At 34.7% G+C, this 10,215-nt stretch carries 11 protein-coding genes, 1 tRNA gene and 1 pseudogene; 7 read left to right on the forward strand and 6 right to left on the reverse strand.

Annotated elements, in window-relative coordinates; genetic code table 11:
- Positions 1-123, forward strand: a pseudogene (locus QWY78_RS14865) (ISAon1 family transposase); the annotation flags it as partial.
- Between the two features lie 128 nt (positions 124-251).
- On the opposite strand, the gene QWY78_RS09420 reads toward QWY78_RS14865, so the two are convergent.
- From QWY78_RS09420 to holA, 4 genes are all read right to left on the reverse strand, one after another.
- A tRNA-Ser gene (locus QWY78_RS09420) sits at positions 252-336 on the reverse strand.
- Positions 337-443: 107 nt separating this feature from the next.
- Positions 444-809 (reverse strand): fluoride efflux transporter CrcB, encoded by a 366-nt coding sequence (crcB, locus tag QWY78_RS09425; protein WP_290219182.1) that lies wholly within the window; start codon positions 807-809, stop codon positions 444-446.
- A 78-nt stretch (positions 810-887) separates the two neighbouring features.
- Positions 888-1,829: a thioredoxin-disulfide reductase gene (gene trxB, locus QWY78_RS09430; protein ID WP_290219185.1), complete on the reverse strand. Its 942-nt coding sequence runs from the start codon at positions 1,827-1,829 to the stop codon at positions 888-890.
- Positions 1,830-2,146: 317 nt separating this feature from the next.
- Entirely contained in the window at positions 2,147-3,181 is a 1,035-nt protein-coding gene (holA, locus tag QWY78_RS09435) for a DNA polymerase III subunit delta (protein ID WP_290219186.1), read from the reverse strand.
- A gap of 2 nt (positions 3,182-3,183) precedes the next feature.
- Between holA and QWY78_RS09440 the strand changes: the two genes are divergently transcribed.
- The 3 genes from QWY78_RS09440 (at position 3,184) to QWY78_RS09450 (ending at position 5,005) form a co-directional block, all read left to right on the forward strand.
- Positions 3,184-3,618 carry a type I restriction enzyme HsdR N-terminal domain-containing protein gene (locus QWY78_RS09440; protein ID WP_290219189.1) on the forward strand — a complete coding sequence of 145 codons (435 nt, stop codon included), beginning with the start codon at positions 3,184-3,186 and terminating at the stop codon, positions 3,616-3,618.
- A gap of 345 nt (positions 3,619-3,963) precedes the next feature.
- The gene (locus QWY78_RS09445) at positions 3,964-4,404 is read left to right on the forward strand and encodes a hypothetical protein (protein ID WP_290219192.1); all 441 of its coding nucleotides are present in this window, start codon (positions 3,964-3,966) and stop codon (positions 4,402-4,404) included.
- Positions 4,397-5,005 (forward strand): HAD family hydrolase, encoded by a 609-nt coding sequence (locus tag QWY78_RS09450; RefSeq protein ID WP_290219194.1) that lies wholly within the window; start codon positions 4,397-4,399, stop codon positions 5,003-5,005. The genes QWY78_RS09445 and QWY78_RS09450 overlap by 8 nt, the downstream gene beginning before the upstream one ends.
- Before the next feature lie 58 nt (positions 5,006-5,063).
- Here QWY78_RS09450 and QWY78_RS09455 read toward each other — a convergent pair whose 3' ends face one another.
- On the reverse strand, positions 5,064-5,423 hold the full coding sequence (locus QWY78_RS09455; RefSeq protein ID WP_290219196.1) for a cupin domain-containing protein: 360 nt from the start codon (positions 5,421-5,423) through the stop codon (positions 5,064-5,066).
- A gap of 152 nt (positions 5,424-5,575) precedes the next feature.
- On the opposite strand from QWY78_RS09455, the gene QWY78_RS09460 reads away from it, so the two are divergent.
- On the forward strand, positions 5,576-6,319 hold the full coding sequence (locus QWY78_RS09460; protein ID WP_290219198.1) for a dienelactone hydrolase family protein: 744 nt from the start codon (positions 5,576-5,578) through the stop codon (positions 6,317-6,319).
- A gap of 109 nt (positions 6,320-6,428) precedes the next feature.
- On the opposite strand, the gene QWY78_RS09465 is transcribed toward QWY78_RS09460, so the two are convergent.
- The gene (locus tag QWY78_RS09465) at positions 6,429-7,082 is read right to left on the reverse strand and encodes a 3-oxoacid CoA-transferase subunit B (RefSeq protein ID WP_290219203.1); all 654 of its coding nucleotides are present in this window, start codon (positions 7,080-7,082) and stop codon (positions 6,429-6,431) included.
- A 208-nt stretch (positions 7,083-7,290) separates the two neighbouring features.
- On the opposite strand from QWY78_RS09465, the gene QWY78_RS09470 reads away from it, so the two are divergent.
- Together QWY78_RS09470 and QWY78_RS09475 are read left to right on the forward strand one after the other, a co-directional pair.
- Positions 7,291-9,078: an ABC transporter ATP-binding protein gene (locus QWY78_RS09470; protein ID WP_290219205.1), complete on the forward strand. Its 1,788-nt coding sequence runs from the start codon at positions 7,291-7,293 to the stop codon at positions 9,076-9,078.
- Positions 9,079-9,137: 59 nt separating this feature from the next.
- The gene (locus QWY78_RS09475) at positions 9,138-10,169 is read left to right on the forward strand and encodes a hypothetical protein (RefSeq protein ID WP_290219206.1); all 1,032 of its coding nucleotides are present in this window, start codon (positions 9,138-9,140) and stop codon (positions 10,167-10,169) included.
- Positions 10,170-10,215 lie beyond the last annotated feature (46 nt).

Consider the following 10,215-nt stretch of genomic DNA (forward strand, 5'->3'; position numbering starts at 1 on the left):
AACAGAAGTACAAATGCATCTGCGGAATCCTTCAATGCAAAAATAAAAAACTTCAGATTACAACTACGAGGAGTGAAAGACCGGAAATTTTTCTTGTTTAGATTATCACAGATTTTTGCGTAGTCCCCAAGTTTTGTGCGTGATCCGTTAAAAGATACCAATCGGTGGACCCCCGTTTTCCAATTCTACTCACACTGAAGAGCTCTACTAAAAACAAAAAAACCCAAGCAATTAAGCTTAGGTTTTTTCTGCGGAGAACTAGGGATTCGAACCCCAGGACCTGTTACAGTCAACAGTTTTCAAGACTGCCGCAATCGACCACTCTGCCAGTTCTCCAATGAAATTGATTTCTCATTTTCAGTGGTGCAAATATAAAGACCTTTTCGATATTGACCAAATTATTTTCAAAAAAAATTTTAATCTCTTCATTATCAAAGTGAAAATTAATTTTTCATCACTTGCAAACCGAGGTAAACAGCCAATAAACCAACTAAAACACTCAAAAATACATAAACAAATAACAGGGAATAATTACCATTTTGCCACAACGAATAATTTTCCGCGGAAAAAGTGGAGAAGGTGGTAAAACCTCCGCAAAACCCCGTAATTAAAAGAAATTTTAAGTAATTATCAATTTTAAGAAAGTAAGAAGTAAATACCCCGATTAAAAAACAACCAATCATATTCACCAGAAATGTTCCCATGGGAAACAAATTGATATTCCACAACTTCTGGGTATAGTTGGAAATCAGGAAACGCAAAACGCTGCCCAATCCTCCACCGAGAAAAATGTAGATGAGGTTCTTCATAATTAATGATTAATAAGGACTTTGTAATTAAGTTTTTGAGTAAAATTCAATAATTCAAGTACGAAGTCCTTTTCTACTTTAAGAAAGTTCTCCCAAATATTTCTCAGCATCCATGGCGCCCATACAACCACTTCCGGCCGCAGTAATCGCTTGTCGGTAATGACTGTCTTGAACGTCACCCACGGCAAAAACACCGGGCAAATTTGTTTTTGAAGAACCAGGAATCGTATTGATATACCCATTTGCGTCTAAATCAACTTGACCTTGGAAGATTTCGGTATTGGGTTTATGACCAATAGCGATGAAAATACCGTGAACATCAATTTTAGAGGTTTCCTGGGTTTGGTTATTAATGACTACTGCTCTTTCTACCAATGAGTTTTCACCTTCAATCGCTATGAGTTCATGGTTAAATTTCACTTCAATATTTGGCGTATTAGAAACACGGTGAATCATCGCCTTGGATGCCCGAAAATAATCTTTACGAACAAGGATAGTGACTTTGTTAACCAGTTTCGCTAAATAGGTCGCTTCTTCTGCAGCGGTATCACCCGCTCCTACTACGACCACGTCTTTTCCTTTATAGAAAAAACCATCACAGGTTGCACAGGCAGAAACGCCACCGCCCATGTATTTTTTCTCATCATCTAATCCTAGATATTTTGCAGTTGCTCCTGTTGAAATAATCACGGTTTTGGTCAAAATTTCTTTGTTGCCTGCCCACAATTTATGTACGCCACCTGCTTCTTTAGAAAATTCGGCTTTGGTAATCATTTCATACAGGACTTTGGTATCAAACCGTTCGGCTTGTTTTTGCAAATCCATCATCATTTCGGGGCCGGTAACACCATTTGGATAGCCTGGGAAATTATCGACTTCGGTAGTGGTCGTTAATTGTCCACCTGGCTCTAAACCAGTGTATAGTTCAGGTTTCAAGTCTGCTCTGGCAGCATAAATTGCCGCTGTAAAACCTGCGGGTCCAGAACCAATAATCACACAGTCTAAAATATTTTCTTCCATTATTAAAAATTAGATTTATAGTTGATTGTTAAATTTTTCAAAAATCGTGATTTATTTTGGGTTATCGAAGTTTTTGGTGATGAATTTTGTCAATGATGCTAAACAGGACAAATAATTTAGGACCAAAATCCAGTCTGTTTTTGTTTTTAGAAGCAAGTGCTATTTGTTAAATCCTAATTTGCGACCCGGCCTGAATGGAGCTCTTTTTGCGGAACGAAGTGAAGCAAAAAAGCGGGAATGGAGGACGGAAATTGTCGCCCAAAAAAAAACATCATTCCGACATTCTACTTAATTATAGCATCGCTAAAAAAGGAATTTTATGTCTGAACTTTGTATTGGTCTACGTGCAAAATTTTGTAAACCATTTCTTTTAGCAAATCAGTATCGGTCACATTGATTGCACCTAAACCTTTGCTTTTAAGATCGATTTCACGCAATATAGAAAGGACTCGTGTACAATTTCTGAGGTTATAAAAGCGCGTTGCTTCGGTAAAATTTTTCAAAAAATAAGGGTGAATCCCCATTGCAGACGCCTGATTTTGGGGCGATTCTCCTTTCATGGTCTGAAAAATGATGAGGTTGGAAAAGAAATTGTACAAGTTCATGGTACTCATCACCATAGAATGCGTTTTGGATTTCCCCATGTAATGCGCAATTTTGAAGGCGGTGGCTTCGTCTTTTTTCCCCAGGGCATTGATGAGTTCGAAAATATTAAATTCTTTGCTGATCCCGATATTGGTTTCTATTACTTTTTCATCGAGGATTTCCCCTTGCTTGAGAATCATTTTGAGTTTACGCAACTCATTGGAAATTCGCGATAAATCGGAGCCTAAATATTCGGCGAGCAAAGTGGGAATATTGGGTTTTGATTGAAGTCCTATGCTTTTTATTTCGGAATCGATCCACTTTGCAAGGTGGTAATCTTTGATTTTTTCACTTTCAAAAAGCATTTTATTTTTGGCCAAAGTTTTAACAAATGCTTTGCGTGCATCGACTTTTTTGTATTTGTAGGCGATTACTAAAATGGTAGAATCCACTGGATTTTCTGCATAGGCCAACAAGGCTTTACTTTCGGGTTCCGTAAGAACAATATCCTGGGCTTCTTTGACGATGATCAATTGGCGGTCGCCCATCATGGGAAACTGTCGGGCTAACGACAGTACATCGGCAAAGGTGGTGTCTTTTCCGTAGACCAGGGTTTGGTTAAATGCTTTTTCATCTTCGGTTAAAACATCGTTTTCAAATGACTTCAAAACCACATCCATAAAAAAAGGTTCTTCGCCATGGAAAAAATAAATCGGCAAAAGCTCTTTATTTTTAATATTTTTGAGGATTAAATCTAATTCTTTCATAAATGGAACTTCCGAAACTGAATTTTAATGAGGAGTTTGACTTTCAAATCAAGAGAGACAAAGATAAGTTTTTTATTTATGATTTGGTCCGAAAGTCGTGGTTGCTGCTTACGCCCGAGGAATGGGTGCGACAGCATTGGGTGCATTATTTTCATTGGATTAAAGGTCGTAATTTATCATCATTAATTTTAGAAAAAAAATTGGTCTTGAATGGTACTACAAAACGGATAGACTTGCTGGTCACGGAAAAAACAGTCGCGAAAATAGTAGTAGAATGTAAAGCTCCAGCTATAAAATTAACGGTAAAAACATTTGAACAAACGGCCAGATATAATTCGATTTTAAATGCTGAAGAAATTATTTTGAGCAATGGTTTGCAACATATTTTTGCCAAGTTTTTAGAGGGAAATTATACTTTCGAACCTTTCGAGTTTTAATTAAAAGATATTTTAACCACTACTTGTCCGGAGAATTCGGAAAAGTCACAAAAGTTTTATTTTTTTTTAAATGTCTTTTCTTCTGTTTTAAAGGAAAAATAGGTATCTTATACATCATTGAAAAAATGGATTGCAAGCTATTTTCGCGAAATTTCAGTAAAAAAGGTACGGATTTTGTCCGTTTGAATTTTAAATTAAATCACTAAAAAAATCAGATGAGAAAATTTTATCTTTTATTGCTTTTAATAGTATCAGTTTCAATTACTGCAAATTAGAGAAATTCAGATTTCGCAGAATGGAAAAAAAACAATAGTTCATTTGGAAATTAATGGGACATTTCTCTCTATGGATACTGACGGAAATATTTCCCAAATCAATTCAAATCAAAAAGGGAATATGAAACTGAATGATCAAACCACGGGAACTTTTCAAGGTGATGTTGAAATTGATTATGATGATCCCAAATCAATCTCAACGAAAAAGGGTTATTTTGATTATTATGACGATTTTTACAGTTACCGAAGTGGAAAATTAAAATCGGTTGATGATATTTCAATTGAATATTATGATGGTTTTTATTCTTATCAAAACGGAAAATTAAAATCAATCGGCAATTTAAAATTCACTTATTTTGATGGTTTTTATGACTACCAAAAAGGCAAATTAAAATCGATAAATAATTTAGAATTCACTTATTACGATGATTTTTATAAGTACAGATCGGGCAAATTAAAATCGATAAAAGGCAACAACAACAAGATACAAATTACAGTTTTCAATGATTAAAAATATTATTTTCGATTTCGGAGGTGTGCTTATGGATTGGGATCCACGTTATTTTTTCAAAGATTATTTTAAAGATGATGAAAAAATGGAGTTTTTCTTGAAAAATATCGCGACAGATGAATGGAATGCAGAACAGGATCGCGGCAGAACTTTAGCAGAAGGCACAGAAATTCAGGTCGCAAAACATCCGGAATGGGAAAAAGAAATTCGGGCATATTACGACAACTGGACAACGATGTTGAAATCAGATATTCTAGAAAATGTGGAAGTATTGCGAAAACTCGAGGATTCAAAATACAAACTTTTCGGCTTGACGAATTGGTCGGCTGAAACTTTTCCCTACGCTTTAGAACATTATGATTTCTTTCAAATTTTCCAGGGTAAAATTGTGGTGTCTGGCACCGAGAAACTCATTAAACCGGATCCTGCGATTTGGAATATTCTACTCGATCGCTATCAAATAATCGCTGAACAATCAGTGTTTATCGATGACAATTTTAGGAATATTGAAATGGCCAAAAGTCTAGGGTTTATCTGTATTCACATTACAGAAGATACGAATTTGGAGAAAGAGTTAAGAGATTTAGGATTAGAGATTTAATTCTCCTCACCCTGATTCCCTCTCCAAAGGAGAGGGAATTAAAGATTATTTTGAGATTTTATCCCTCTCGATTGACCAAGTCCATCGAAAAAGCGGGAAGACAAATTGCCAAATAATCGCACGGATTTTCAAACGGATTGCTGTACCGAACCCGGGCTCCTTTTTCAATGAGAATGCTTTGTCCGGTTTCTAAAATCACGATCTCACCATCGATTTCAAATTGTTTTTTTCCTTTGATGATGTAGGTAAATTCATCAAATTCGGGGGTTTGAAAAGGTTCGCTCCAATTCGGTGGAGCAATCATGTGTGCAATTGAAATATTGGGATTTTGCGTGGAATTTCCCCAGATTTCTTCGATGAGTTTTCCGTCTGCGGTTGGAACAACGAAAGGTGATCTTTGAATTTTATATTTTGGCATATTTTATTTATTAAAGGTTGATAAAAATACAATTTTATATTTTCCATGGAGAATAATCAGTTTTCAAATTTAAGTTATTCACACAATCTATTCCTAATTAAAGCTAATTCTGGTCATTTTATCTGTAAATTTATCTCTTAATAATTTAAAAAATGATCAAATCAATAATTTTAGCAACCGCACTGATGACCTCAAATATAATTTTTAGTCAGAACTTAAAACCCGTTTCTTATCAAGATGGTACTCAAAAATTAAATGGATTAGTTACTTCGAATACAGGAAAAAAGCTTCCTGGAGTTTTGATTTTACCTGCCTGGAAAGGCATTGATCAAGAGGCAAAAACCGCCGCTACAGATTTAGAGAAAGAAGGTTATGTCGTATTCATTGCAGATATTTATGGAGAAGGAAATATTCCTACCGATAATTCTTCCGCCGCAAAAACTGCAGGATATTACAAACAAAATTATGAAGCCTACCAAAAAAGAATCGCTTTAGCATTAGAGCAATTGAAAAAAAGTGGTACGCTTCCTGAAAAAATAGCGGTCATTGGGTACTGTTTTGGTGGAACAGGCGCTTTGGAAACTGCAAGAGCGAATTTACCCGTGGCAGGAGTCGTTTCTATTCACGGTGGTTTGGCAAAAGATACCGCTAGAAATAATGATCTTATATCGACCAAAATTTTAGTGGAACATCCCGCTGATGATGAAAGTGTGAAGCCGGAAGATTATGCGCAACTGATCCAGGAAATGAATGAGGGAAAAGCAGATTGGCAGATTATTACCTATGCGAATTCCAAACATACTTTTACGAATCCAGAATCAAAAGATTACAATCCCCTAATGGCGGAAAGAGCTTGGAATCACACGTTGCTGTTTTTGAAGGAGATTTTGAAATAGAAAAATATTTCAAACATTCGCAAATTCATAGCTAAAATTGATATAAATTTAAAAAAGCGGTACCAATAAATGCACCGCTTTTTCAATATCCATTATTAATTATTCATTATTAAAACTGCATCTCCGGAATTTCTCCCTCGATAATCAAGTCCGCTTCGGTGGCTTTTTTAATCTCTTGGACTGAGACGCCAGGTGCTCTTTCTAAGAGTTTAAAACCAGCTGGAGTCACTTCTAAAACAGCCATTTCGGTGACGATTTTTTTAACGCAAGCGACGCCAGTTAAAGGCAACGTGCAATTTTTTAGAATTTTACTTTCTCCCGCTCTGTTTACATGCATCATCGCGACAATAATATTTTCTGCAGAAGCTACTAAATCCATGGCGCCACCCATTCCTTTGACCATTTTTCCAGGAATTTTCCAATTGGCGATATCTCCTTTCTCCGAAACTTCCATTGCACCGAGAATGGTGAGATCTACTTTCTTGCTTCGGATCATTCCGAAACTAAAAGCAGAATCAAAAAATGAAGCCCCAGGAAGTGTGGTGATGGTTTGTTTTCCCGCGTTAATTAAATCGGCATCTTCTTCGCCTTCAAAAGGAAAAGGTCCCATTCCGAGCACACCATTTTCACTTTGAAATTCAACCGCCAACTCCGGAGAAACGAAGTTAGCGACCAAGGTAGGAATCCCAATTCCGAGGTTTACGTAATAGCCATCTTTTACTTCTTTGGAGATTCGTTGGGCGATTTGTTCTTTGGTAAGCATTGTTTAAGTTGATAATTGAGGGTTAATCGTTGAGCCATTTTTAAAATCAAAATTGAAAATTCAGTAATCAATGAAGCAAATTTTAGATTTTGAAAGCAGTTGCAATTTAAATAATTTTCACTTCATATAAAAATGAGATTGAGACAATCTGGGGTGTGACTTAAAGAAACCAATTAATATCTCTAATTTTGCAACCTATATTTTAAAAATGAAAACACTGCTCCACTATTTAAAACCGCATAAATGGCTCCTGATTTTATCTTTGGCTTTGGCCACCATCAATCAGGTCTTTTCGCTATTTGGCCCTGCGATTACAGGTAATATACTCGATCAATTGGTCACCCATCCTAACTTTTTTGACACAGAAAAAGTGTTGCCACGAAATTTGAATGAATATTTTTATGGTTCCGATGCTTATCACGGCGTCTTTTATTTTCTGGGACTTTTAATAGGAACTGCGATGGTGAGCCGGATTGCGAAAGCTTTTCAGGATTATGTGGTGAATGTGATCACTCAAAAATTTGGTGCGAATATTTTTACCGACGGTTTGCAACATTCCATGGCACTCCCTTACCAGGAATTTGAAGATCAAAGAAGTGGCGAAACCTTATCTATTTTGACGAAAGTTCGAGAAGATTCGGTGAAGTTTATCACCAATTTCATCAATATATTTTTTGGGATTTTGGTGAGTATTATTTTTGTGTCGATTTATGCAATTCAGTTGCATTGGTCGATTATGCCGGTCTATGTGGTGGGAATTTTTATTATTTCATTCATCACCAATTTATTGAGTAAAAGAATTAAAAATATTCAGAAAAACATTGTGGCAGAAACCAATACTTTGGCCGGAAGCACCACGGAAAGTTTAAGGAATATTGAAATCGTAAAAAGTCTAGGTTTAACAAAACAGGAAGTAAAACGCCTGAACAGCAATACGTACAAGATTCTCGGTTTGGAATTGCGTAAAGTAAAAAGCATTCGATCCTTAAGTTTTATTCAAGGTACGATGGTGAATTTTCTCCAACAGATGATTACTTTCACTCTGCTGTTTTTGATCTTTAAAAACATCGTCACTCCGGGTCAATATTTATCCTTAATGTTTTATGGATTCTTTATTTTTGGGCCGATGCAGGAAATCGGGAATATCATTATTTCTTATCGGGAAGCCCAAGCATCATTGCATAATTTTGATACTTTGATGAAAAAACCGGCGGAGGAAAAACCAGCGACACCGAAAAAAATTGGCGCAATCGAAAAATTAAAATTCGATCATGTTTCTTTTCAACACCGTTCTGCGTCTTACAAAGCGTTGAACGATATTTCCTTTGATGTTAAAAATGGCGAAACCATTGCATTTGTGGGTCCGAGTGGCTCGGGGAAAAGTACTTTGGTAAAACTGTTGGTTGGATTGTACCGCCCAAACGAGGGATCTATTTTTTATAATACCATTAATGGAAATGAATTTGATTTTGATGAATTGCGTAATCAGATCGGTTTTGTAACGCAGGACACGCAACTTTTTGCCGGAAGCATCAAAGAAAATTTATTGTTTGTCAATCCAGATGCGACCGAAAAAGACCTCCAAATTGCTTTGAAAAAATCCAGTGCAACCGCTTTAATTGAAAGAGCGGAAAAAGGCATAGAAACTGTGATTGGCGAAGGTGGTTTCAAATTAAGTGGTGGCGAAAAACAGAGAATTGCCATTGCAAGAGCATTACTCCGAAAACCACATTTGCTTATTTTTGATGAAGCCACTTCTGCTTTAGACAGCATCACAGAAGAAGAAATAACATCCACCATCAAAGAAGTTTCCCAAGAAAAAGAGCAGATTACCGTTTTGATTGCGCACCGGTTAAGCACGATTATGCATGCTGACCGAATTTACGTTTTAGAAAAAGGACAAGTCATAGAAACCGGTTCTCATCAAAATTTAATAGAAGAAAAAGGATTGTATTATGCGATGTGGAGACAGCAGATTGGGGAGAGGAAGGTATAACTTTATTATTCAAAATTAGTTCTTTCTAAATTTGATTATTTTAAAATTTTAAAAATATTATGTCAAAAAATACTATAGAAATTAATTCAATTAATTTATTAGTTGAAAATTGCTCAATTATTGATAATGGCAACATAAATGAAGTTCCTAATCATCTTATTTCAATAAGTGGAGGTAATTTAGCATTTATAGGAAAGAAGCAATTAAAAATTTACAGCGAAGAATGTGAAAATTTATATTACAAAATAAAAGATATATCTGAATATTTCTCACAAAAAACTTTCGAAAGACATTTATTTCATGAATTGATTCCTCTTTTAAAAAGAGAAAATAGGATTGCAACACAAAAAGATTTTACAACGTTTTTAAATCACTTCAAAAATAAAAAAATTGAAAATTACCAAATATCAAGAGAAATTTATGGTGTCTATTTTGAAAAACAAAATATTATTTTAGGGAATTTTTTAATAATCAATACAGTTATTAATAAGCAAATATTTGATAGATTTAAGCAACTTTGTGATGATGATGAAATTCCAAAATTCTTAATTGAAGTTAATGTACTAGCAAAAGACATTATTAAAGCGAATGAAATTGCAACTTTAAAATTTGAACAATTTGAAAATATAATAGCATTTATAGTTGGTGATTTATCTAGAAAAAGAAATATAAAAATTTTAAGTGAAATAGATACTTCTGCGGAAAAAATTTTTATAAGTTCTCCCGGTAAAATTACTCATAAAAATAATTCAAATTATTCATTAATAATAGATTTGGATGATGAAAAAATCAATGGTCAGCAAAATGGCAATGATACGATTTGGAAATTATTTTCTAAAGATAAAAATACTGATTTAGAAAAAAGAATTAAAAATACTATAGAATGGAGCGGAAAAGCTTTAAGAGACGATAATAAAGCGGAAACTTTAATTCAATTTATGTTTGCAATCGAGTGTTCTTTGCATATACAACCGAAAAATAGTATAATAAATTCATCTATTTTAAGTCTAATAAGTGACAATATTGCTTTTTTATTGACACTATCCCGTAAAGTGTGTAAGTTGAAAAGTTTGAGGCTTGAATTTTTATAATTTGAGCCTTTCTTCAAATATAAGCATAAATTGATTTAATACAATT

This window comes from Kaistella yonginensis (genome assembly GCF_030409525.1).
Classification (GTDB): domain Bacteria; phylum Bacteroidota; class Bacteroidia; order Flavobacteriales; family Weeksellaceae; genus Kaistella; species Kaistella yonginensis.

What these genes read in the sequence shown, in the direction of transcription:
- trxB (WP_290219185.1), bottom strand. Translation starts at nt 1,829, where the DNA reads ATGGAAGAAAATATTTTAGACTGTGTGATTATTGGTTCTGGACCCGCA.
- QWY78_RS09445 (WP_290219192.1), top strand. Translation starts at nt 3,964, where the DNA reads ATGGATACTGACGGAAATATTTCCCAAATCAATTCAAATCAAAAAGGG.
- QWY78_RS09450 (WP_290219194.1), top strand. Translation starts at nt 4,397, where the DNA reads ATGATTAAAAATATTATTTTCGATTTCGGAGGTGTGCTTATGGATTGG.
- crcB (WP_290219182.1), bottom strand. Translation starts at nt 809, where the DNA reads ATGAAGAACCTCATCTACATTTTTCTCGGTGGAGGATTGGGCAGCGTT.
- holA (WP_290219186.1), bottom strand. Translation starts at nt 3,181, where the DNA reads ATGAAAGAATTAGATTTAATCCTCAAAAATATTAAAAATAAAGAGCTT.
- QWY78_RS09470 (WP_290219205.1), top strand. Translation starts at nt 7,291, where the DNA reads ATGAAAACACTGCTCCACTATTTAAAACCGCATAAATGGCTCCTGATT.
- QWY78_RS09440 (WP_290219189.1), top strand. Translation starts at nt 3,184, where the DNA reads ATGGAACTTCCGAAACTGAATTTTAATGAGGAGTTTGACTTTCAAATC.
- QWY78_RS09465 (WP_290219203.1), bottom strand. Translation starts at nt 7,082, where the DNA reads ATGCTTACCAAAGAACAAATCGCCCAACGAATCTCCAAAGAAGTAAAA.
- QWY78_RS09475 (WP_290219206.1), top strand. Translation starts at nt 9,138, where the DNA reads ATGTCAAAAAATACTATAGAAATTAATTCAATTAATTTATTAGTTGAA.
- QWY78_RS09460 (WP_290219198.1), top strand. Translation starts at nt 5,576, where the DNA reads ATGATCAAATCAATAATTTTAGCAACCGCACTGATGACCTCAAATATA.
- QWY78_RS09455 (WP_290219196.1), bottom strand. Translation starts at nt 5,423, where the DNA reads ATGCCAAAATATAAAATTCAAAGATCACCTTTCGTTGTTCCAACCGCA.